Source organism: Sphingobium sp. FW305-3-2-15-F-TSA7, from assembly GCF_058787155.1.
The window spans coordinates 30,889-54,281 of record NZ_JBYSZM010000015.1; the positions used below are offsets into that span (position 1 = coordinate 30,889).

General features: G+C 65.6%; 13 protein-coding genes. 4 read left to right on the forward strand and 9 right to left on the reverse strand.

Going from position 1 to position 23,393, the window contains the following annotated elements; all coding sequences use genetic code 11:
• Positions 1 to 35 precede the first annotated feature (35 nt).
• Both AC3WN8_RS13590 and AC3WN8_RS13595 read right to left on the reverse strand, forming a co-directional pair.
• Positions 36 to 2,252 (reverse strand): TonB-dependent receptor, encoded by a 2,217-nt coding sequence (locus AC3WN8_RS13590; RefSeq protein ID WP_492669974.1) that lies wholly within the window; start codon positions 2,250 to 2,252, stop codon positions 36 to 38.
• Between the two features lie 108 nt (positions 2,253 to 2,360).
• Positions 2,361 to 6,680 carry a beta strand repeat-containing protein gene (locus AC3WN8_RS13595; RefSeq protein WP_492669975.1) on the reverse strand — a complete coding sequence of 1,440 codons (4,320 nt, stop codon included), beginning with the start codon at positions 6,678 to 6,680 and terminating at the stop codon, positions 2,361 to 2,363.
• A gap of 261 nt (positions 6,681 to 6,941) precedes the next feature.
• On the opposite strand from AC3WN8_RS13595, the gene AC3WN8_RS13600 reads away from it, so the two are divergent.
• Positions 6,942 to 8,222: an MFS transporter gene (locus tag AC3WN8_RS13600; protein WP_492669976.1), complete on the forward strand. Its 1,281-nt coding sequence runs from the start codon at positions 6,942 to 6,944 to the stop codon at positions 8,220 to 8,222.
• 15 nt (positions 8,223 to 8,237) lie between these two features.
• Here AC3WN8_RS13600 and AC3WN8_RS13605 read toward each other — a convergent pair whose 3' ends face one another.
• Positions 8,238 to 10,631 carry a penicillin acylase family protein gene (locus AC3WN8_RS13605; protein WP_492669977.1) on the reverse strand — a complete coding sequence of 798 codons (2,394 nt, stop codon included), beginning with the start codon at positions 10,629 to 10,631 and terminating at the stop codon, positions 8,238 to 8,240.
• Between the two features lie 459 nt (positions 10,632 to 11,090).
• Here AC3WN8_RS13605 and AC3WN8_RS13610 point away from each other — a divergent pair, with 459 nt between their 5' ends.
• Positions 11,091 to 14,084 (forward strand): TonB-dependent receptor plug domain-containing protein, encoded by a 2,994-nt coding sequence (locus tag AC3WN8_RS13610; RefSeq protein WP_492669978.1) that lies wholly within the window; start codon positions 11,091 to 11,093, stop codon positions 14,082 to 14,084.
• A 174-nt stretch (positions 14,085 to 14,258) separates the two neighbouring features.
• Here the strand turns inward: AC3WN8_RS13610 and AC3WN8_RS13615 are convergent, their stop codons facing one another.
• Positions 14,259 to 14,717 (reverse strand): Lrp/AsnC family transcriptional regulator, encoded by a 459-nt coding sequence (locus AC3WN8_RS13615; RefSeq protein WP_492669979.1) that lies wholly within the window; start codon positions 14,715 to 14,717, stop codon positions 14,259 to 14,261.
• A 122-nt stretch (positions 14,718 to 14,839) separates the two neighbouring features.
• Between AC3WN8_RS13615 and AC3WN8_RS13620 the strand changes: the two genes are divergently transcribed.
• Positions 14,840 to 16,123 carry a cystathionine gamma-synthase family protein gene (locus AC3WN8_RS13620; RefSeq protein WP_492669980.1) on the forward strand — a complete coding sequence of 428 codons (1,284 nt, stop codon included), beginning with the start codon at positions 14,840 to 14,842 and terminating at the stop codon, positions 16,121 to 16,123.
• A 157-nt stretch (positions 16,124 to 16,280) separates the two neighbouring features.
• Here AC3WN8_RS13620 and AC3WN8_RS13625 read toward each other — a convergent pair whose 3' ends face one another.
• The 3 genes from AC3WN8_RS13625 to AC3WN8_RS13635 are packed head-to-tail and all read right to left on the reverse strand — an operon-like array spanning position 16,281 to position 18,500.
• Entirely contained in the window at positions 16,281 to 16,598 is a 318-nt protein-coding gene (locus AC3WN8_RS13625; RefSeq protein WP_492669981.1) for a DUF3325 domain-containing protein, read from the reverse strand.
• Positions 16,588 to 18,186, reverse strand: coding sequence for a PepSY-associated TM helix domain-containing protein (locus tag AC3WN8_RS13630; RefSeq protein ID WP_492669982.1), 1,599 nt, complete (start codon positions 18,184 to 18,186; stop codon positions 16,588 to 16,590). Before AC3WN8_RS13630 ends, AC3WN8_RS13625 begins: the two co-directional genes overlap by 11 nt.
• Positions 18,183 to 18,500 carry a hypothetical protein gene (locus AC3WN8_RS13635; protein ID WP_492669983.1) on the reverse strand — a complete coding sequence of 106 codons (318 nt, stop codon included), beginning with the start codon at positions 18,498 to 18,500 and terminating at the stop codon, positions 18,183 to 18,185. Before AC3WN8_RS13635 ends, AC3WN8_RS13630 begins: the two co-directional genes overlap by 4 nt.
• Before the next feature lie 94 nt (positions 18,501 to 18,594).
• Here AC3WN8_RS13635 and AC3WN8_RS13640 point away from each other — a divergent pair, with 94 nt between their 5' ends.
• The gene (locus AC3WN8_RS13640; protein ID WP_492669984.1) at positions 18,595 to 20,910 is read left to right on the forward strand and encodes a TonB-dependent siderophore receptor; all 2,316 of its coding nucleotides are present in this window, start codon (positions 18,595 to 18,597) and stop codon (positions 20,908 to 20,910) included.
• A 20-nt stretch (positions 20,911 to 20,930) separates the two neighbouring features.
• On the opposite strand, the gene AC3WN8_RS13645 is transcribed toward AC3WN8_RS13640, so the two are convergent.
• A complete protein-coding gene (locus AC3WN8_RS13645; RefSeq protein WP_492669985.1) occupies positions 20,931 to 22,031 on the reverse strand; it encodes a calcium:cation antiporter in 1,101 nt (366 codons plus the stop codon).
• A 95-nt stretch (positions 22,032 to 22,126) separates the two neighbouring features.
• The gene (locus tag AC3WN8_RS13650; protein WP_492669986.1) at positions 22,127 to 23,365 is read right to left on the reverse strand and encodes an MFS transporter; all 1,239 of its coding nucleotides are present in this window, start codon (positions 23,363 to 23,365) and stop codon (positions 22,127 to 22,129) included.
• Between the last annotated feature and the right edge of the window lie 28 nt (positions 23,366 to 23,393).

A 23,393-nucleotide genomic window follows, 5' to 3' on the forward strand; every position in this document is an offset into this window, starting at 1 on the left:
CCCCCCCCCCCCCCCCCCCCCGGGGGCAGGTCATGTCAGAAACGCGTATCCAGGCTGATCCCGATCACGCGCGGCTCGACGACGGGCGAGACATAATAGACCGTCGTCGCCCCGCGCCGCAGCGGCACGGGAGACAGGAAGGCGCGCTTGTCGAACAGGTTCTTGGCGAACAGGCGCAGCGTCCAGCGATCGTCGGACAGCGCCACGCCGGCGTCGACCAGGCCATAGGGACGCGCACGCCGCGCCGCCGGATTGCTTTCGAGCATCGCGAAACGGCTGCCGACATAACGATAGCCCAGGTTGAGGTGCAACTCGCGTCCCGCCAGCGTGGTCCGGTAGTCGGCGGTTGCGGAACCGCTGAAGCGCGGGATGAACGAGATGCGGTCTCCATCCTTGCCGCCCAGCGGCACCGCGCCGCTCCTGATCCTTGCATCGGTATAGGCGCCGTTGACGCCCAGTTGCAGCCCGTCCGCCGGGCGCAGCATCGCCTCGAACTCGAAGCCCTTGCTGCGCGCCTTTCCGCCATTGGCGAGATAACCCAGATTCTGCGCAGTGAGCAGGTTCACCTGGATATCGTCCCAGTCGATCAGGAAGGCGGTGACGTTGAACAGCGCGCGCCGATCGAACAATTCCGATTTCAGGCCGATCTCATAATTGCGCGTGGAATCGGAATTCACCTTGGGCGGCACGCCGGGCAGCGCGACATTGGGGCCGCCCGGGCGGTAGCCCGTCGCGAAACGCGCATAGATCATCGCGTCGCGCGCCAGATGGAGCTGCGCATTGGCCATATAGGTGACGACGTCTTCCGAAGACCGGTTGTTCGGCACATTGCCTTCGCCCAGCATCGGCCCGGTGGTGATCTGGCTATAGACCTGATCGTTCCTGGCCCAGCGCAGCCCGGCGCCGATGTCGACGAGATCGCCGAAACTGTAGCCGAGATTGCCGAAGAGCGATTTCTCCTCATAGCCCGAATCGAGCACCGCCGTTCCGAACGGCGTGAGCCCCGCGATCAGCGTCCCATCGGTCCGCCGCGCCTGCAGGTCCTGATGGTAGGAGGCGGTCTCGTCGGTATAGAAGCCGCCCACCATCCATTTGAACGCGCTGTCCCCGGTCGAGCTCAGCCGCACTTCCTGCGTGAACTTGGCGACGCGGCTGCGATATTGGAGCGGCACGATTCCCGTCGTTCCCGGCGGGCAGGCGGACAGCAGCCCGCAGAAGAGCGGGATGAATGATGAGTAGGGCTCGGTCAGATCCGCCGTGTCGCGTGAGGAACCGCGCGAATAGCTGGTGATCGAGAGCAGTTCCGCGCCGCCCAGCGACCAGGCGAGGCTTCCCGAATAATGCTGGAGGCGCTGATCGAAGCCGGTGAGCACATGGCGCTGCTGCGGCAGATCGCCACCGGCCGGCCTGAGCGTGACGGGATCGAGCGAGACATGGCTGGAGCCGTCGGCGCGGTTGCGCTGATACAGGCCGGAAAGCCTGATGGTGACGTCGTCGCCTGCCTGCCACAGCATCGCGAGCCGGGCATTGACCTGCCGCGCATCGTTGAGGTCGCTCAGGCCCAGGCGCGGATTGTCGACAAAGCCGGGTGAGCCCCGCAGCAGGAAACTGCCGCGAACGGCCAGCGTGTCGGTCACCACCGGCAGGTTGAGCGCGCCGCGCACCGCCCAGCCGAGGCCGCCGCCATGGGCGGTATCGGACAGTTCCCCGCCCAGCCGGGCGGAGATGCCGCCGGTATCGGGCTGGACGGTCACATATTTGATCAGCCCGCCCAGCGCGTTGGCGCCATAGAGCGTGCCCTGCGGGCCGCGCAGTATCTCCACCCGTTCGACATCATAAGGCGTCAGATCGACGACGATCGAGGATCCCGCCGCCAGCCCGCTGCTCGATCCCACCGGCGTATCGTCGATATAGGTGCCGACGGCCGCGGTTTCGCCGAGCGGCGCCAGGCCGCGCAGCGCGATATAGCCATGCCCCTGGCCACCCCGGCTGGTGAAGACCAGCCCGGGCACATAGCCCGCATAATCGGCAAGCTGCGTGGCGCGCACCGCCTGGAGCTGGTCGCCGGTCACGGCGCTCACCGATGCCGGCACATCCTGCAGCCGCTCCGCACGCTTGTCGGCGGTCACGACAATGTCCCCGAATCCGGGCTCTTCCGCCTGGGCCGGCTCCTGTGCCGACGCCATGGCCGGCAATGCCAGCATGCCGAGCGCGCAGCCGGCGCGCAGCATGACCCATGTCGACTTCCTCATGTTCTTCCCCCCTTTGTTCACGCCGATCTGCCGGCGCGATGGGGGATTAGTCGGACAGGGAGCGGATTCCTTTCTCCCCTCCCGCGAGCGGGGAGGGGAGCCAAGGCATCAGGCGAAGGTGACCTGCCCGATGCTTGAGATGCCGAGCAGGGTGACGGAGCCGCCGAGTTCGAGATTGATGGTGAGATCGACGATGGTGTCGCCATTGGTATCGGCAGCGACGCTGCTCAATATGTCCATGCCGGCGGCAAGATCGATAATGTCCTGGCCGGGGGTGTAATCGGTGATGATGTCGTGCCCGTCCTGGAAGTTGATGATGAAGACATCCTTGCCGGCACCACCGGTCAGCGTGTCGTTGCCGCCGCCACCGATCAGCACATCGTCACCGCCCGCGCCATTGAGGCTCTGATTGCCGGCAAAGCCGTAGATGCGGTCCTCGTCGGCCGTGCCGGTCAGCACATTGCCGCTGCGGCCGCCGCCCACCACCTGCACGCCATCGGCCAGCGTGGTGATCGTCATCGTCACCGTGGCCGTGCTGGTGAGGCCGCCAGCGTCGGTCACACTATAGGTGAAGGTGTCGGTCGCGGTGCTGCCCGGGCTCAGCGCATCGAACACCGGTGAGGATGCGACATATTTCAGCGTCTGGGTGCCCGCGTCGAAGATCACCGTCCCCAGCGTGCCGCTAGTGTTGACCCCGGTGATCGTCAGCACATCGCCATTGCCGTCGGTGTCGTTGCCGAGCAGGGTCCCGGCGAGGTTACCCGTCGTCGCATCCTCGCTGACCGCGATGCCATTGGCATTGGCCGTCGGCCTGTCATTGACGATGATCGACACCGGCGTTTCGGCATAGAGCCCGCCGCCATCACTCGCGCGCACGACGATATTGTAGCTCGATCGCGTCTCGAAATTCGCGGTCGTGCCCGTGGTGGTGATCGCGCCATTGGCGTCGATATGGAACAGCCCGGCATCCGCGCCCGACAGCGACCAGATGATCGTGTCGCCGTCGATGTCGGTGGCCGAGGCGGTGCCCGCCGCCGTTCCCGCCGGCGCACCCTCATTCACGCGCACCGCGACGACCGACAGGTTGGTCGGGGCATCGTTCGCGGCCGCGATGTCGATGGTCAGCGTATTGGGGCTCTGGTCGATATCGACCCCGCCACTGCTCGTCCCGCCATCATCCTTCACCGCGAACACGATGCTGCCGGCCGCCGCGCCGTTGAGGTTGAGCGTCGAGAGGAAGCTCAGCTTGCCCGCCGCGATGTCCGCCGCGCTATAGGTCGCCGGCAAGGTCGCCAGCACTGGTGCGGCACCACCCGCGCCATCGGCGTCGTAATAGATCGCACCACCGGTCACGCTGTCGATGCGCACCGCGGCAAGGCTGTTGCCGTCGATATCGGAGAAGCCGAAATCGCCCGCTGCCAGCACGCGTGCCACATCCTCGGTCGCACCGATCGTCGCGCTCGTACCCGATGGCGCATCGTTGACCGGGGTGATCACGACGGTCGCGGTCGCGCTGCTGCCGCCATTGAGCGTGTAGGTGAAGCTCGCCGGACCGGTATGATTGGTCGTGGGCGAGAAAGTGACGGTGCCGTCGCCGTTGAGCAGCACCGTGCCGCCGACCGCGTTCAACACGCTGGCGATGCTCTTGGGTCCGCCATCGACATCGGTGTCGTTGCCGATGATCGCCCCCGCCGCATAGGTGACGGGCGTATCCTCGACCGCCGACAGCGTATCGGCCACCGCCACCGGCGCATCGTCGACCGCGGTGATCACGACGGTCGCGGTCGCGCTGCTGCCACCGTTGAGCGTGTAGGTGAAGCTGGCCGGACCGGTATGGTTGGCGGCAGGCGAGAAAGTGACGGTGCCGTCGCCGTTCAGCAGCACGGTGCCGCCGACCGCGTTCGATACGCCGGTGATCACCTTGGGCCCACCGTCGATATCGGTGTCGTTGCCGGTGATCGCCCCGGCCGCATAGGTGACGGGCGTATCCTCGACCGCCGACAGCGTATCGGCGACCGCCACCGGCGCATCGTCCACCGCGGTGATCACGACGGTCGCGGTCGCGCTGCTGCCGCCATTGAGCGTGTAGGTGAAGCTCGCCGGGCCAGTATGGTTGGCCGCGGGCGAGAAAGTGACGGTGCCGTCGCCGTTGAGCAGCACGGTGCCGCCGACCGCGTTCGATACGCCGGTGATCACCTTGGGCCCACCGTCGATATCGGTGTCGTTGCCGGTCAGCGCAGAGGCCGCATAGGTGGCAGGGGTATCCTCGACCGCCGACAGCGTATCGGCAACCGCCACCGGCGCATCGTCCACCGCGGTGATCACGACGGTCGCGGTCGCGCTGCTGCCGCCATTGAGCGTGTAGGTGAAGCTCGCTGGGCCGGTATGGTTGGCGGCGGGCGAGAAAGTGACGGTGCCGTCGCCGTTCAGCAGCACGGTGCCGCCGATCGCGTTCGAAACGCCGGTGATGGTCTTGGGCCCGCCGTCGACATCGGTGTCGTTACCGATCAGCGCGGAGGCCGCATAGGTGGCGGGCGTATCCTCGGTCGCGGAGAGCGTATCGGCAACCGCCGCGGGCGCATCGTCGACCGCATTGATGGTGATGACCTGGCTCGCCGTTCCGGTCAGCGCGCCGCCTGTACCGGTATTCCCGCCGTCATTGACGCTTACGCTCAGCGTCGTGTTCGCGGGCGGCGTATCGGTGTTCGCGGTGAAGCTGACGCTGCTGGTGGCATTCGCGCCCAGCAGATCGTTGATCTGCGCCAGCGTGCCGGTAAGCGTGACCGTGCCGGTGCCGCTGCCCGAGACGCCCGCGCCGCTGCTGCCCGCCGTCACGGTCAATATGCCGTAACCCACGCTCAGCGTCGCCGTGATGCTGCCGCTGCCGGAATCGTCGGAAACCGAGATATTGCCTTTCAGGTTCAGCGCCACCTGCTCGGTCGCCGTGTAGCTCGGCCCCTCCAGCAAAAAGGCGGTTGAGCCGGGTACACTGTCCACGATCCAGCCGGACGGATTGGCAAGGTTGGAAGTGAAATAAAGGCTATTGCTGCCCAGATCGGTGGACGTCCTCATCCACCATAGCTGGGAACCGTCATAGGCCGACCCCCAAGCGCCTTCATGCAACACGATGAAATAGCTGCCGGCATCGAGCGTCACGCCCAGGTCGATCGTCGCCCGAACGATGTCGTCGCCAGTCCCGGTATAGCTCAGGCCGGTATCCACCATCTGCGGCGTGCTGTCCGATCCGCTGAACAGCAACGTTCCGGGTGCCCCGCCCACCGACGAATAGATGCCCCAGCTCAATGTGCCGCTGAAGCCTTCCAGCACGCCATTGTCAGGGCCAGCATCGGTGAAGCTTGCGGTGATTGTCGCCAGCGTCCGACGCCCGGTGAGCGTGAAGCTCTCCGCGGGCACGGAACTCGCCACGCTGTACGAACCCGAGATGTCGATCCCACTCTGGTCGAAGATCGTGCCGGGCGGGGTGATATGGACCGACGGAGCATCGTTCACCGCCGCGATCGTGATGGTCTGCGTCGCCGGCGCGGAGGGGGCGGCATCGCCGGGCTCCTGCGCGGTCACGGTCAGCACGGTGCTGGCGGGCGGCGCATCGGTGTTCGCGGTGAAGCTGACGCTGCTGGTGGCATTTGCACCCAGCAGATCGTTGATCTGCGCCAATGTGCCGGTGAGCGTTACGCTGTTCGTGCCGCTGCCTGAAACGTCCGCGCCACTGGTGCCCGCGGTCACGGTCAGGATGCCGTAACCCACGCCCAGCGTCACCGTCATGGTGCCACCGCCGACATCGGTATCGGATATCTCGATATTGCCCTTGAGGCTCAGCGCCACCTGCTCGGTCGCCGCGTAACTCGGCCCAGTCAGCGAAAAGGCGGCGGAGCCGTCATTGCTGCTATTCGCAAATGCCCAATTGGACGGATTGGCGAGGTTTTGCGTTCCATGATGTCCGAAGCCGCCCTGATCGGCGTTCGTTCTCATCCAATATATGGGGGAGCCGTCGAAAGCCGATCCCCAGGCTCCCTCGTGCAGCGCGATGAAATAGGTGCCCGCATCCAGTGTCACGCCCAGATCGATCGTGGTCAGAACCACGTCGTCAGTGGTTCCGGTAAAGCTCAGGCCGGTATCCACGAAGCGCAGTGTACTGTCCGATCCAGTGAACAGCAGCGTTCCGGGGGCGCCGCTGTTCGAGGAATAGATGCCCCAACTCACAGTGCCGCTGAAACCGTCCAGCGCACCATTGTTGGGGCCGATATCGTTCAGGGCAGCGGTAATGGTCCCCAGCGTCCGGCGTTCCGAGAGCGTGAAAGTCTCCGCGATCACCCAGTCCGACAATTTGAAAGCTTGAGTGACGTCGATCCCGCTCTGGTCGAAAAGCGTACCAGGTGTCGCGATATAAATGGTCGGCGCTATGGTCATCCAATGTCTCCTGAAGGAAAGTCAATGGATGCCAGGCAGCCTGCCCCCATTGATGCGGTCGGGAAGGGCCCCTCTCGCTGCGAAGGCGACTTCGTAAATACAATCAAGATATTGGTCGACCGGAATTGGGTATAGATTATGCTCTGAAGGGCGAGGTCAGCCTGGCTTGCGAAATCCGGCGATATGGCCAGGGCGAGGGCCGATGCACGCGCCCGGATTCGTGATAACAGGCGCGCGGGCCCTTTTTCCTGAATGAGCATGATGAGCGACACTTCCGCCGATCCCGCCGTGCTGGCCGCCATGTCCGCGCCGCCCTATCATCCGGGCCCGCGCTGGGGTGTCCGCTATTTCTCGATCTTCGCCGGGCAGTCGCTGTCGCTGGTCGGGTCCGCGCTCACGCAATTCGTGCTGATGTGGTGGATCACCGACACGACGGGCAGCGTCGCCGCGCTTGCCCTGGCCGGGGTGGCGGCGCTGTTGCCGCAAGCGGTCCTTTCTCCGATCGGCGGTACGCTGGCCGACCGCTACAGCCGCCGGCTGCTGATGATCGTCGCCGACCTCGTCTCCGCCGTGTCGATGATGATGCTGATCTGGCTGTTCGCGAGCGGCGGGATTGCGTTGTGGCATATCTATCTGGCGATGCTGATCCGCAGCGCGGCGCAGGCGTTCCAGATGCCCGCCGCCTCGGCCAGCGTCGCGATGCTCGTCCCGCCCGATTTCCTGCAGCGCGCCTCGGGGCTCAGCCAGATGCTGATGGGTGTCGTGACAATCGCCGCAGCCCCGCTCGGCGCGCTCGCGATGAGCCTGATGCCGATCGGCTGGGCGCTGGGCATCGACGTGTTCACCGCGATCCTCGGCATCGTGCCGCTGCTCGTCTTCGCCATCCCGCAGGCATTCACGCCGCATAAGGACCGGCGCGGCCTTTGGCGCGAATTCACCGATGGCGTGGCGACGGTGTGGCACGATGCCGGCCTGCGTTATCTTTACGGGCTGCTTGCCGCCGTCGTCCTGCTCCTGATGCCCTCGTTCACGCTGGTACCGCTGCTCATCAAGACGCATTTCGGCGGCGGCGCGCCCGAGGTGGCGATGTTCGAGGGGCTGGCCGGCATCGGCATGATCCTGGGCGGTGTCGCCGCGGCGCTGTTCGTGCCGCGCCGCGCGATGCGCCGCGCCATCGCCGCGCTGATCGTCGCGAACCTGGCGCTGGTGCTGACCGGCCTCGCGCCCGGCCATGTCGTCTGGCTCGGCGTGATCTTCTGGGCGATCGCCAGCGTGGCGATCATCGTCGGCAATGCGCCGCTGACCGCGATCCTCCAGGCGGTGGTGCCCAATCACCTGCAGGGCCGCGTGTTCTCTCTGCTCAGCATGGTGATGGGCGTGGGCGCGCCCATCGGCCTCGCGGTCGCGACCCCGGTGGGGGAGGCGATCGGCGTGCGCTGGCTGTTCGTCGTCGCCGGGCTGCTTGGCGCGCTGCTGTGCATCGCCGGGCTGTTCGTGCGCCCGCTGATGCGTCTCGACGATCGCCTGCCCGCGACACCATAGTTCCGGATCGCGCGCTTACCCCGGCACCAAAACCGTCCGCGCCCGTGCATCCGCGTCCACCGCCGCCTTGCTGAACGGCAGTTTCTGCATCCGTCCGGCCAGCCATGGGCCGTAATGGTCGCGATAGTGCGGCGATTGCGGGGCGGCGGATTGGCCAGGCAGATTGAGGAACAGGCTGTCGTCCCAATTGCCGACGTCGATCACCTGGAGGTAGCTGGCGCCGCCCGACGTGCGATAGCCCTGTTTCGCCGCAACCCAGCGGGCATTGACCGTGAAATTGTCGCCCGGCGATTCCCCGCCCTCGATCGGCGGAAAGGCGGCGGCGATGGCGGGGATGCGCGACAGCGGATGGGCGATGCGGACCTTGTGCAGCGCGCCCCAGCGCCAACGCGCGGGATCGTCGCCGAGCAGTTTTTTCGCTTCCGCCCAGGCAGCGGTCAGCGCCTCGTCGAACAGCCGGTCGCGCGTCGCCGCGCGGTCGGCGCCGAAGCGCGTATCGGGATCGCGCATCAGCCGGATCAACTCTCCCGCCGCGATCGAGGGCACGAGCGCGCGCGCCTGGGGCGGCACGATCGCGTCGAGCACGCGCCGGCCCAGATCGGCCCACAGCATCTGGAACAAGGCCGCCTGTCCGCTGTCCGCGTCGAGCCGCCCGTTCCATCCGCGCAGCATGTCGGCGGCGGGTTTCGCCGCGGCACCGGGATTGGCGGGGATCAGCGCGCAGAGCTGTCGTGCCGGGGTGGACATCACATCCTGCTGCAAAGCCGCGCTGTCGGCCAGGGTGTGGCGCGGCTGTTCCTTCAGCACATCGACGATGCGTTCGTAGCGATAGGGTTCGCGGAACGAGAAGGCGAGGGGCCCCTGCGTCTTCGAATAATCGGCGGGCAGATTGTCCTGGTTGGCGGTCGCGAACCAGCCCTTGGCGGGATTATAGTCTCGCGGTAGCCTTTCCGCGCCATAACGTCCCGTCCAGTCGTAGCGGCCGTCGCCCGGCGCGGGGAGCAGTCCATCATATCCGCCGCTGCGCACCGGGGCGATGCCGATCACCTGCCAGCCATGATTGCCCTCGATATCGGCATAATGGAAATTGGTCGGCGAGGGATGCCATCTGAACGCGGCGCGCAGGCCGTCCCAGTCGCGCGCGGTGTTGATCGCGATCATCGAGAAGCCGTCCATCGCACCGGGCAGCATCGTCACGCTGGCCAAGGCGGTCGCGCGCCGCCGCTTTGGATCGTGGAGCAGCACCGGGCCATGCACCGAATAGCGCAGCGTGACGCGGCGCGGCGCGGCGCCCTTCACCGCGATCTCCTCCTCCACCCTGGTGAAGCGTTTCCAGCCGCCGTCATGGCGATAGCGCTCGGGATCGGCGGGATCGAGCTCGAGGATGAACAGGTCGGTCTGGTCGTTGTGCGAGTTGGTGCGGCCGAATGCGAAGCGGTCGGTATGGCCCTGCATGATGCCCGCCAGCCCCGGCGATCCGCCGCCGATGACGTCGAGTCCCGGCGCGGTCAGATGCGCGACATGGCGCGGCGGAAAGCCGCCGATGCCGAGATGCGGATCATTGGCCAGGATCGGGCGGCCGGTGGCGGTGCGCCCCGGTCCCACCGTCCAGGCGTTAGAGCCTGCATTGCCCGCTTCGATCCGCGCGCCCGCCGGATCGCGGATCTCGCGCACCGGGCTGGGCGTCGTGCCGAAGGGGAGGGCGCCCTCGACATCGGCGAGGATACCCAGATCGGCCTCCGAAATCGCGGCGACGTCCAGCCCGTTCGGCACGCGCAGTTTCCAGGCCGGGCGCAGCGGCGCGACCAGCGTGTCGAGATCGAGCATGCCCAAAGCCGCCAGCCGGGCGCGGCGGATCTCGTCGTCGACATTGCCGATCGTTGCCCCCCGCTCGGTCACCAGATGACGCACGTCCCAGCGCATCGGCTTTGCATCGAGGATGCGATATTCTGCGGGCAGCAAGGCGGGATCGGCCATCACCTCGTCGATGCGCGCATTGATCCCGGCGACATAGCCGCGCGCGCAGGCAAGAATCTCCTCCGGCAATTTCGCGAGCTCGGCATCGAGGTCGCCGCGGAAATGGAACAGCCGTTCGGCATGGTCGTGCGCCGCGAATTCGGGGCCGAACGCCTCGGCCAGCCGGCCCATGCCGCGTCGATGGCCCAGATCGAGCTGGAACAGCCGATCGCGCGCGACGGTATAGCCCTGGCCGAAAAAGGCGTCGGGTTTGCTCCGCGCGCGGATATGCGGAACGCCCCAGCGGTCGTCGATGATCTCGATCGGCCCAGTCGCACCGGTCACCGTCCGCCGCGTCTCCCGCGACAGCGGGGCCCCGCGCGCCGTCGCCAGCGGCATCAGCGCGACGAGGGAGGATGTTCCGGCCAGGAAGGCGCGACGGTCGAGCTTCATATGCGTCTCTCCAATGCCCGGTTCCGGCTCTGCGCCGGTTCCGGTCAGCGTTGTCAGGCTATCGGAAGCGGCGCCGGCATCCTATAAGCCGCCATATAACAAGCGCGGGCAAACCTATGTCGCGCGGCTATGAGGCGTAATATTGTTGCCTTTATGCATCGCTTTCGATGCGATCCATTCTCTCGGGTTATGGATGATGCAACGCAAAGAAACCCCTTCCGCTTGACTTGATCCCCCGGGGGCCGGACCATCACAGCCGGCCAAACGCCACGCCGACATAAAGGAGCAATCCGACGGCCGTCCCGCCGATGATGCGCGGCAGACAGGGACGAAACAGGGAACAGGGCCACCGGCACACGGAATTGCAGAGAACTGCGAAACGTGGGGGCGGGGCTCGAACGCTTGTGATTTCCGGCATTTTGCCGGCGCATCGCGTCAGTATCTTCAAGGGGGATTCCAATGCACGACACGATTCACACCATCGGCCGCCGGGCGCCCCGGCTCGCCGCGCGCCATGCCGCGCATGCCAGCCTCGCCGCGATCGCGCTCGCCGCACTGATGCCAGCCGCCGCGCTCGCACAGACCGCCGCTGAGCCGCAGGCCGAGGACGCCGTGCGTGACGACATCATCGTCACCGGTTCGCGCATTCGCCGCGACGGTTTCGAGGCGCCCACGCCGGTGACCGTGGTCTCGCAGGAAGAGCTGCAGAACCAGTCGCCGTCGAACAACATCGCCGATATCGTCAATCAGTTGCCGGCACTGGCCGGATCGACGCGGCCGTCCAACTCGCGCCTCAACCTGTCGAGCGGCCAGGCGGGCATCAACGCGCTCAACCTGCGCAACCTGGGTGAGACCCGCACGCTGGTGCTGCTCAATGGCCGCCGCTCGGTCGGCTCGACGATCACCGGCCTGGTCGACGTCAACACCATCCCGCAGGCGCTGGTAAAAAGCGTCGAGATCGTGACGGGCGGCGCTTCGGCGGCTTACGGTTCGGACGCCGTCGCCGGCGTCGCCAACTTCATCCTCGACAACAAGTTCACGGGGCTGAAGATTTCGGGCGACAGCGGCATCACCACCTATGGCGACGGCTTCAACTATTCGTTCAGCGCGGCGGGCGGCATGTCGTTCGCGGGCGGGCGCGGCCATATCCTGCTGAGCGGCGAGATCGCGCATCGCGACGGCATTTTCGAGGTCGATCGCCCCTGGAACCACACCGGCTATGTCCGCATCCAGGATCCGAACTGGACGTCGACCAGCACGACGCCGCAATTCCTGATCCGGCGTCAGGTGGGCGCGGCGAACTCGACGCCCGGCGGCCTGATCACCGGCTCCACCGGCGGCGCGGCCAACAAGCTGCGCGGCATCTATTTCGGCGATGGCGGATCGATCAACCAATATGTCTATGGCGCGCTGACCTTCCCGTCGCCGACCGGCTCCGCCGTGCCGTCGGTCACTCAGGGTGGATCGTGGCGGGTCAATGATTCCGGCCGCCGCATCGGCCTCGATCCCGAAGACGACCGGCATGGCGTCTTCGGCCGGCTGAGCTACGAGATCTCCGACAGCATCGAGCTGTTCGCCGAGGGATCGTACAACAAGCAGAAGGTGTTCTTCAACGCTGGCCCCAATCTGGCGACGGGCATCAGCCTGGCCGCCAACAACGCTTTCCTGATGAACGCGCTCGGCCCCGACCGGCTGGCCGGCATCACCGGGGTGACGCTGGCGACCACCGCCGCCGACCTGCCGTTCCGCGCGGTCGCCAACAAGCGCGAGGTGCAGCGTTACCTGATCGGTGCCGAAGGCAATTTCCAGGCGTTCGGCAAGGAAGCGACCTGGGATGTCTATGGCCAATATGGCCGCGCCAAGATGCGCGAGCAGTTGCGCAACATCATGCACGTCGCCCGGATGAACCAGGCAACGGCGGCGGTGTTTGCGCAGGCGGGCAATCCCGGCGGCTATGCCGTGGGTTCGATCCAGTGCGCGATCAATGTCGATGCCGATACGAACAATAACGATCCCAATTGCCGGCCGCTCAACCGGCTGGGCATCGGCGTGGCCGATCCGGCGGCGATCAACTATGTGCTCGGCAATCCGTATCGCGACGAAGTGGCCGAACAATGGGTCACCGGCGCCAATCTGACGCTGACGCCTTTCGCCACCTGGGCCGGCGACGTCAGCATCTCGACCGGCGCCGAATATCGCAAGGAAAAGATCAGCGGTTTCGTGCCGGAGGAATTCCAGCCGATCGTCAACAAAGTCACGGGTACGACGAACAACCGCTGGTCGGTTGGCAATTACCTGCCCACCAACGGCCAGTATAGCGTCAAGGAAGCCTATCTCGAAACCGTGGTGCCGCTGGGCCTCGGCCTCGAATTCAATGGCGCGGTGCGCGCGACCGATTATTCGACAGCGGGCTATGTCACCACATGGAAGCTGGGTGCGACGTGGCAGCCGATCGAGGATATCCGTATCCGCGTCACGCGTTCGCGCGATATCCGCGCGCCAAATCTGAACGAACTCTATCAGGCGGGCGCCGCGAACAGCGATTCGGTGCGCAATCCGCTCTATAACGCGGCCGATCCGTCAAAGGGCCCGGCGACCTACAGCTATTCGGCAACGGTGGTCGGCAATCTGGCGCTGAAGCCTGAAAAGGCGGATTCATGGAATATCGGCGCGGTGATCTCGCCGCGCTTCATCCCCGGCTTCAATCTGTCGGTCGATTATTTCCGCATCGACCTTCAGGACGCGATCGATACCCTTTCCGCACAGGAAATCATCAATCGCTGCTCCGAGGGCATCCAGGCATTCTGTGACGCGATCACTCGGGATCCGAATCGCGGCTCGGACGCCGCGCCCTATCTGCTGTTCCGCAGCCAGCCGTTCAACTTCGCGAGCAAGCTGGTGCGCGGCATCGATTTCGACGCCTCGTACCGCCTGCCGCTCGACCGGCTGTTCGACAGCGGCAAGGGAAGCATCACGCTGCGCGGCGTGGCGACGCGCTATATCGACAACATCACCGACACCGGCGTCGCGGGCGTCGTGCCGCTCGACACGGTCGGCGTGAATGGTGGCCAGTACAGCACGCCCAAGTGGATCTTCCGCGCCAGCGCCAGCTACGATACCGACGATTTCTCGATCACGGCGGTCGGCCGCGGGGTCAGTGCAGGCCGATACGCAGCCAACGGCATCGAATGCCAGACCGGTTGCCCGCTTTCGACCACGCAGTTCCCGACCTATGACGACAATCATGTGAAGGGCCTGTTCTACGTCGATCTCAACATCGCGCAGAAGGTCAATATGTGGGACAAGGGCGAAGGCCAGTTCTTCATCAACGTGACCAACCTGTTCAACAAGGGCGCGCTGCTGCTCCCTGAAACCGGCCTCGCCGCCAACAGCACCTATTCGGATCTGCTCGGCCGCACCTTCCGCGTCGGCTTCCGCGTCCAGATGCGCTGACCCGACCCGACGCTTCCCCGGAAGCGCTGTGACCATATCGCCGGCTCCATCTCACGGGATGGGGCCGGTTTTTTTATGGGTGAAACCTGCTCCAGGCATTTGTTTTGACGCGATTTTAGCTTCGCTGGCCTACGGCTCGAGTCGTTCGACGATTCCGTCGAACTGCAAATCGCTCTAGACCCGCCGCTCCTTGATCGTACTCATCACGAAATTCGTCTCGATCGAGGCGACGCATTTCAGGCGCGCGACCTTTTCCTTGATGAAGCGCTCATAACTGTCGAGGCCGCTGCTCATCACTTTCAGTACATAATCGGGCGTTCCCGCGACGAGATGGCATTCGATCACCTCGTCCCAGCTGCGCACCGCATCCTCGAACATCACGATCTCGTCCTCATGCTGGCGACTGAGCCGGACGACGAGGATCGCGGTCATCGTCCAGCCGTCGACGGCCGGGTCGACCCGCGCGGTATAGCCGCGGATGATGCCCGCTTCCTCCATGCGGCGGACGCGGCGGAGGCAGGGGGAGGGGGATAGGCCGGCGCGCTCGGCGAGATCGGCATTGCTGATCCGCGCATCGGTGATCAGCGCCTTCAGGATTCGGCGGTCGGTAGCGTCGACAATTTTCTGCTGCATTATCGAAAAATCCTGCTCATTTATTGCCAGGACTCTGTGATCAATCAGGTAAAATGGCAAGCACATGCCGATCGTCTCGCGATAAATTGCGCGCACTACCCATCGAGCTTTCGGGAGAGATCATGACCACGCCACGCCCCTATGAGACCCATCTCGGCGATCACGCCCTGCATCCCGAAACGCAGATGCTCAATTATGGCTATGATCCCGAATTGTCCGAAGGCGCGGTGAAACCGCCGGTTTTCCTGACCTCGACGTTCGTGTTCCGCTCGGCCGAGGAGGGGCGCGATTTCTTCGACTATGCCTCTGGTCGGAAGGAGCCGCCGGCGGGAAGTCAGTCCGGCCTGGTCTATTCGCGGTTCAACCACCCCAATAGCGAGATCGTTGAGGATCGGCTGGCGGTCTATGAGCGCGCCGAAAGCTGCGTGCTGTTTTCATCGGGCATGTCGGCGATCGCGACGACGATGCTTGCCTTTGTCCGGCCGGGCGACATCATCCTCCATTCGCAGCCGCTTTATGGCGGAACGGAGACCCTGCTGGCCAAGACGCTGGCGGATATGGATATTTCGAGCGTCGGATTCTCGAGCGGGCTGGACGAGGCGGTGGTGCAGGCGGCGGCGGACGAAGCGTGCGCCAAGGGCCGCGTCTCCGCCATCCTGATCGAGACTCCTGCCAATCCGACCAACAGCCTGGTCGATCTGCGGCTGATGGCAAGGATCGCGGACCGGATCGGCGACGCGCAGGGGCATCGCCCGGTCGTCGCGTGCGACAATACGCTGCTCGGCCCGGTTTATCAGCATCCGATCGAGCATGGCGCGGACATCTCGCTCTATTCGCTGACCAAATATGTCGGCGGCCATTCGGATCTGATCGCGGGCGCGGCGCTGGGGTCGGCTGCGCTGATGAAACGCGTGAAGCAATTGCGCAGTTCGATCGGCACGCAGCTCGATCCGCACAGTTGCTGGATGCTCGGCCGTTCGCTCGAGACGCTGAGCATCCGCATGGAAAAGGCCGAGGCCAATGCGCGTGCGGTGGCGGAATATCTGGCCAATCATGCCAAGGTGTCGGCGATCCATTATCTGCCCTTTGCGGCACCCGATACGGCGATCGGCCGCGCATTCGCCGCGCAATGCACCGGGGCAGGCTCCACCTTCGCTTTCGACATCGTCGGCGGTCAGCCCGCGGCCTTCCGTTTCCTCAATGCGCTGCGCATCATGAAGCTGGCGGTCAGCCTGGGCGGCACGGAATCGCTGGCGAGCCATCCGGCGACGATGACGCATTCGGGCGTGCCGGCGGATGTGCGTCAGCGTATCGGCGTGCTCGAATCCACCATCCGCCTGTCGATCGGCATCGAGCATCCGGCGGATCTGATCGTCGATCTGGAGCGCGCGCTGGCGGCGGCTTGAGATTTCTCGCCAAGGCGCGAGGAACGGTGTCCATCTTTCCACGTCACCCCAGCGAAAGCTGGGGTCTCCCAACCAGATAGCGCTTTGTCTGGCGGGAGATGCCAGCTTTCGCTGGCATGACGTGTGAGGTTGGTGACGTGCGGGGAAGGGGCGGGGTTCACGCCAGCGCGAGCGGCACCGCGAGCGCCAGCACGGGCAGCCAGGCCTGCAATGCCTTGTCGGGCCAGCGGGACATGGCGAGGACCAGTGCGATGCCGCTCAGGCTGAGCAGGCCGATCCAGGCGACGCTGCCCTGGAAGGGGCCGAACCGCAGGAACGCCGCGATGCACGAGGCGGCGATCAGTGCCCAGCCCATGGCGCGCGCCGATCGCGGCGAAGCGAGCGGCCCGCGCGGTGCGGTCTTGCGGTGGCGCTGGCTGGCCCGCGCCAGGCTGGCGAGGCCGGCATAGCCCAGGCAGGCGATCTCAAACGGCATCGGCCATCTCGCGCGGTACGGTGGCGGTCGGTGCCCGGCGCGTGTGCAGTATCACGACGGGCTTGCGCGCCACCTGCCATGCGGCGAAGCCGAGCAGCGCGGCGCTCGCCAGCATGACGATGTCGAACGCGACGAACAGCCCGTCGCCGGCCATGATCGACTGCATCAGCCCGCGATCGGTGGTGAAGGCATTGACCACCGGCACCGCCGCGCACATCGCCGCCGCGATCGTCAGCGTCTCGATCCAGGCGCGCCGCACCGGGCGGATCAGCGAAGCCGCGGCCAGCCCGAACCAGACCCAGAACATGGCGGACACTTCCATATCCTGCCGCCCCGGCAGCGTCGCGGGGATCAGGCGGTTCGCGAGCAGAAACGCCGCCATGCCCGCGGGCAGACAGGCGATCGCGCCGATATTGAGCCGCTGCACCAGGCGATAGCCGAAAAAGGGCGCGGCGCCGGGTTTGCCGCGCTTGGCGGTCCACAGCATCAGCCCGGTCCCAACCATCGCGGTGCCGACAAGGCCGAGCAGGAAATAGGCCCAGCGCAGGAAGGGGCTCGCGAAATGGCCGAGATGCAGGCCCAGCATCACCCCCGCCGCCTCGATCGCGGGGCCGGGCGGGGCCGAGGCGGAGAGGCGCTGCCCGGTGACGCCCGAATAGACGATCGACTGGCCGCGCGCATTGAGCGTGTCCGCGCCGTCGCGGGCGATGGTGATCGTCGCCGCCGCGTCATTGGGATTGCGTATGGTGATCCGCGCGGGCTGGCCGCCATGCCATTCCCCCGTCGCGGCCCGCACAAGGGGGACGATGTCGGTCAGCGGGGCAGGGCGGCCCGAAGCCTCACTCTCCTCGTCGCGGCCATAGGCTTCGGCGGTGAAGGTCGACGGCTCCGCATAATTGGCGGCGATCGGCCAGGGCATGTACATCAACATCAGCGTGATCAGCCCGGTATAGGTGATCATCGCGTGGAAGGGCAGCGCGAGCACCGCCGACACATTATGGGCGTCGAGCCAGCTGCGCTGCCCCTTGCGCCAGCGCAGCGTGAAGAAATCGACGAAGATGCGCTTGTGCGTGATCACGCCCGAGACGATCGCGGTCAGCATGAAGATCGCGCACAACCCTGCGAGCCAGCGGCCCCAGGGATGCGGGATCTGAAGCTGGAAATGGAAGCGGTAGAAGTGCTCGCCGCCGCGCGTCTCGCGTGCGGCGGCGGTTGCGCCCGTCGCCGGATCCAGCCGGATTTCGGGCGTGCGTGGCGGCTTGGGTGCCTTGGGATCGGGATTTTCGCGTGCGCGCGTGAAGATGCGCGTGCCCGTGGTCCGCTCGTCGGGTAGATTGATCGTCCATTGCTCGTCATGCGGATGCGTCGCCTGCATATGCGCGATCGCGGTCTGTGCGGCGCGCTCGGGCGACGCGGGCTGCAGCGCAATCTCCGGCTGCATCCAGCGCGTGATCTCTGGCCGGAAATAGCTGGCGGTGCCCGTCAGGAACATCGCGAACAGGATCCATCCGGCGAGCAAGCCTAGCCAGGTGTGGATCCACGCCATCGACTGGCGCAGACCGGTTTCCTTCGCAGGCTTGCCGTTCATGGCCGCACGCCCAGCAGCATGGCGGCCCCGATCGAGAGCGCGGCCAGGCCCCAGGTCAGCCCGGCGACGCGTGTCAGGCGTGGCTCGTGGAAGCACCACAGGCCGATTACGGCGTAGAACAGGAAGGACAGGATCAGCGCCCAGCCCGTCGCCTCGACGCGCACGACCGGCAGCGTTCGTGCGAGCAAGGTCGCAAGCCCGGATGCCGCGGCATAACCGCCAACCAATGCCGTGATCGCGCGTGCGGCCATGGTCCAGCCCGCGCCGGTGTGGGCCGCCTGCGCCTTCGTCTTCGATGCTCCTGCGCGTCCCACGCCTTTTCCCGCCCCATTCGGTTTCGACTCTTGCGTCGCAACATCATGCTCTCTAGCAGCAACTGCGAATCGTTATCAACAGGGAGTGTCAGGGGTGATCGTCAATTCGAACCGGGGGCGGCGGGTTGTCAATTCGGGCCGCGCGCTGATCGCCGCCATCGCGATGCTTTCGCCGATCGCGGCGCATGCGCAGCAGGCGCCCGACGACAGCGCCGACGAGACGGCACGCGCCGACACCATCATCGTCACCGGCCTGCGTGAGAAGCAGACGGGGGCGGGCACCAAGACCGATACACCGCTGATGGAGACGCCGCAGACGATCACCATCATCGACAGCGAGGAACTGACGCGCCGCAACGTCCAGTCGATCAACCAGGCGCTGGGCTATGTCGCGGGCGTTTCACCCAACCAGCGCGGCGGCATGGTGACGCGTTACGACCAGTTGATCCTGCGCGGCTTCGCGCCCGGCGTGTTCCTGGACGGCATGCGCCTGCTCGCCGGGCCCTATTCGATGCCGCAGATCGATTTCAATCGCATCGATCATATCGACGTGGTCAAGGGCCCGGCATCGGTGCTCTACGGCAATTCCACGCCGGGCGGTCTTATCAACCTGACCAGCAAGATGCCCGAGGCCACGGCGTCGGGCCGGTTCGAGCTGCAGGCGGGCAATTACGACAGCTGGCGCGCGGCGGGCGACATCAACCTGCCGCTCGATGCCGAAGGGCGGATCCTGTCGCGGATCGTCGCCGGCTGGCAGAAGAGCGACGGGCTGACCGCCGGCACCTTTGCCGAGCGCTGGCATGTCAGCCCGATGCTGACCTTCGCGCCCGATCCGGCGACCAGCCTGACGATCATCGCCACCTATCAGCGCTCGCCCAGCGGCGGCGGTTATTCGGGCGTGCCGGCCTATGGATCGGTGTTGCCCAATCCGGGTGGCGAATTGCCGCGCGACATCAACACCGGCGATCCGGGCTATGAACGCTATGATCACCGCGCAAAATCGGTCGCAGCCTTGTTTCGCCACGAATTCAATGATCATCTGGCGTTCCGGTCGAGCGCGCGTTTCCAGAACAACAAGCTCAGCTATCGCCAGCTTTATGTCGGCGGTTTCGCGACGACGGGAACGGGCGCCGCGCGCAACAGCGACTTCACGACGATCATCCGCGGCGGCGGCGGCGCCGATGAGGATTTCGACACGCTGACGCTCGACAATAATCTGAACGCCAAGTTCGAGACGGGCGGGATCAGGCACAATCTGCTCGTCGGCGTCGATTACCAGCATATCGCGGGCGAGAATTTCCAGCAGTTCAACACTGGCGTTTCCGCCAATCCGCTGACCAGCATCCCCAATCTGAAGCTGTTCGCGCCGGTCTATGGCGGGGTGCTGCCGACATTCGACCTGACCCAGCTCTCCTCCGCCTATGTGAACACCTATGGCAAGCGTGACCAGACCGGCATCTATGTCCAGGATCAGATGGAGATCGGCCGGCTCCAGCTCATCGCCAGCGGCCGTTACGACTGGTACGACCAGATCACGCTCAACAAGCGCAACAGCGCGGTGACGACCTTGGCGCAGACCGCCTTCACCATGCGGCTGGGTGCGCTTTACGAATTCCCCTTCGGCGTCTCGCCCTATATCAGCTATTCGGAATCCTTCGAGCCGCAGGCGGGCACGACCTATCTGGGCGAACCCTTCGATCCGGTGACCGGCCGCCAATATGAAGCGGGCGTCAAATATCAGCCCGCCGGCACCAATGCGCTGTTCACCCTGTCGGTCTATGATCTGCGCCGCCAGAATGTGCCCGTCGGCGATCCGCGCGCGGGCACGGGCGGGATCCCGGCCAATGCCCAGATCCAGATCGGCGAAGTGCGCGTGCGCGGTGCCGAACTGGAAGGGCGCGGCGAGGTGGTGCCCGGCTTCGATGTGGTGGCGGCACTCAGCTATACCGACGCGATCATCACCCAGGGCACGCCCGCCGTTGCGCCGACCGCCACCAACAGCGGCACGCCGACCACCACCGGCACCCGCCAGCTCGGCACGCCCAAATGGGTCGCCTCGACCTTCCTGTCCTATGATTTCGGCAAGTCGGGCAATATCTCTGGCGCGCTCGCCGGCCTCACCCTCGGCGGCGGGGCGCGCTATGTCGGTGGTTCGGACGGCACGACCAGCTATGCGGTAATCAACAACGTCACCACCTTCCAGCGCTTCACCACCAAGAGCTTCCTGCTGGTCGATGCGCTGATCGGCTATGATCTCGGCCGTCTCTCACCCGCGATGGAGGGCGTCACCCTGGCGGTGAATGCGGCAAACCTGCTCGACAAGAAGCATGTGACCGCCTGTCCATTCAACAATAGCTGCTATTTCGGCGCGGCGCGGACAGTGATGGCTTCGGTGCGCTACGACTGGTGAACATGATCTGATCCTCGGCTTCAGGGACTGAAGACGAGGATCAGGAAGGTCGCGAACAGCGAGAGGTGGACGGCGCCTTCGAGCATCGATGTCCGCGCGCCCGAGAAGGTGACGCCGTTGAGTACGAGTGTCATCGCGAGCAACACCATGTTCGCGGCCGAGAGGCCGAGTATGACGGGTTGTCCACTCATCAGGCCGATCAGCAGCACGGCGGGCACGGTCAGCCCCAGCGTGGAGGTTGCGGCGCCCAGGCAGAGATTGATCGCGCGGGTCAGCTGGTTCGCGGCGATCGCGCGCAGGGCCGATATCCCTTCGGGCGTGAACACGATCATGGCGATGATGATGCCGCCCAGCGCGGTGGGCGCGGCAAGCGCCTCGATTCCCGCATCGAGCAGCTTCGCCAGGCTTTTGGACAGGATGACGATCGGCAGGATATTGGCGAGCAGCAGGACGATATGCCGGGTGAGCGAGCCCGATCGTTCCACATGCGGAAGCGGGCTGGCATCCTGCCATTCCTCCCCGGCGCCCTCGGGCTGGAAGAAGCCGCGATGCCGGCCGGTCTGGAGCCACAGGAAGATGCCGTACAGCGCGATGGTGAGGAGCGAGAACAGGCCCGACTGAAGGGGAGACAATGTGCCCCCCGCGCTGGATGTCGTGAAATTGGGCAGGACCAGCGCGATGACGGCGAGCGGGATGGTGACCGCGAGATAGGCGCTGGCGCCCTGCAGATTGAAGCTTTGCTGGTGGTGGCGCAGTCCGCCCACCAGCAGCCCCAGCCCGACGACGCCGTTGAGCACGATCATCAGCACCGCGAACATCGTGTCGCGCCCCAGTGTCGGCACGGCATTGGGGCTGAGCATCACCGCCGAGATCAGCGCAACCTCTATGATCACGATCGACAATGTCAGCACCAATGTGCCGAAGGGCTCGCCGAGGATTTCGGCCAGTTCCTCCGCTTCATGGACGACGCCGAAGGCCGACCAGAAGATGACGCCGAGCAGCCAGGCGAAAAGCAGGCCGGCAAGGATGGGGGACATGGCGGCTGGAAGGATCGTGGGGGCGGCCATCACCGCGCCGACCGTCAGCCAGGCGAACGGAAGTCGAAGGGCAGAATATTGCATCGAATACACGTTACCATCTGTCCTCCGTGGAGTCGCGGACGGTCGTGTAACATTTCATGAAATAATTCTGGCGATGGCGTCGAGGCCGCTGCGGATCACAGCGCGCGCGTAGCATTTGACGGTGTCGCGCGCAGCGTCGCGACCCACAGGATCAGCGTCACGATGCTGATCGCCGCGCCGAGCAGGCAGACGCCACCCCATCCCGCGCGCGCATATATGAAGGTCGAGGACGACGATCCCAGCGCGCTGCCGATCGAATAGAAGAGCATGTAACCGGCGGTGAGCCGGCTCTGCGCCTCGGGGCGGACGCGATAGATCATCGCCTGATTGGTGACGTGCACGGCCTGTAGCCCGAAATCGATGATCACCACGCCGAATATCAGCCACAGGATGGAATGGGGCAGCAGCGCGATCGGGCCCCAGGCGAGCAGCATCAGCGAGAGCGCGATTCCCGTCGTGCGTTGTCCATGCCCCATGTCGGTCCATCGCCCCGCGCGCGTAGCGGCGAGTGCGCCCGCCACGCCCGCCAGTCCGAACAGGCCGATCGCGCTGTGCGACAGCGAAAAGGGCGGGGCGGCGAGCGGCAGCACGAGCGGCGTCAGCAGCGTGGTTATATTGGCGAAGATCAGCATCGCGATGAGGCCGCGGATGCGCAGCACGGGCTCGGTGGCGAGCAGCGTGAACAGCGAGCCGATCAGCCTTGGATACGCCATGGTGTTCACCGGCCGTTGCTGCCGCGGCAATGCCTTGAAGAGCAGCGTGGCGATGAGAAGCGTCAGCAGCGCCGATCCCAGATAGACGGTGCGCCAGCCCGAAACATCGGTGAGCAGGCCGGCCACCGTCCTTGCGAGCAGGATGCCGATCACGATCCCGCTGGTGACGATGCCGACGATATGGCCGCGCGCGGCCGGTGGCGCGAGGCTCGCCGCAAAGGCGACGAATGCCTGGGTGACGACGGCGAGAAAGCCCATGATCGCCATGGCCGCCAACAGCATCGCGCCGCTGGTCGCGAAGCCGATCGCGACCAGCGCGAGCACGGACAGCAAGGACTGCACGATCACCAGTCGGCGGCGATCGACGAGATCGCCGACCGGAACCAGCAGGATCAGCCCCAGGCCGTAACCCAATTGCGTCGCGGCCACGATCAGCCCGGCATGCGCGCGCGACAGGCCGAGATCGTCGGCCATCACGTCGAGCAGCGGATGCGCGAAATAGGCATTGGCCACCGCCAGTCCGCTGGCGATCGCGAAGAGCAGGGTGAGGCCGGTTGAAAGGCCCGGCGCTTCGGCACCGGCTGCGCGCCGGGCCGGAGCGGCGTCGTCCAGGGATCGCATGGCAAATCTCGCTTCGAATCGGTTTAAT